Origin of the sequence: Endozoicomonas atrinae, assembly GCF_001647025.1 — a bacterium.
GTDB classification, from domain to species: domain Bacteria; phylum Pseudomonadota; class Gammaproteobacteria; order Pseudomonadales; family Endozoicomonadaceae; genus Endozoicomonas; species Endozoicomonas atrinae.
Genome location: NZ_LUKQ02000849.1, coordinates 1 through 290, shown reverse-complemented (window position 1 = coordinate 290; position 290 = coordinate 1). Strand labels below are relative to the sequence as shown.

The 290-nt window shown below is 49.0% G+C and carries 1 protein-coding gene; it reads right to left on the bottom strand.

The annotated features are described in order from the left end of the window. Positions 1–290, bottom strand: a 290-nt coding sequence (locus tag AK963_RS34615) for a hypothetical protein (protein WP_175404823.1), incomplete at both ends; no start/stop codon positions are given.

The following is a 290-nucleotide window of genomic DNA, read 5'->3' as shown; positions in this document are numbered from 1 at the left end:
CAGTACCGGAGGTTCTATCCCAGGCACGGAAGTCAAAGGTGGCATCGCCGTTGTAGTCATCATTAGGGACAAAGCGCACTTTGTGATAACTGTCTAATAGCAGGGCATGGTTATCTGCCAGACTGCCATCGTCAATATTGGCCCATGGATCATTCCAGCCAACCTTGTATTGCCAGGTACCGTTAGTGTTATCAACACTGGTAATGGCCATGGCTTCGATTTCATCATCACCAAAATAACCATCCGGGTCAGTGATACTGCCCTGGGCGATCTGGTAGACATAGTTGCCA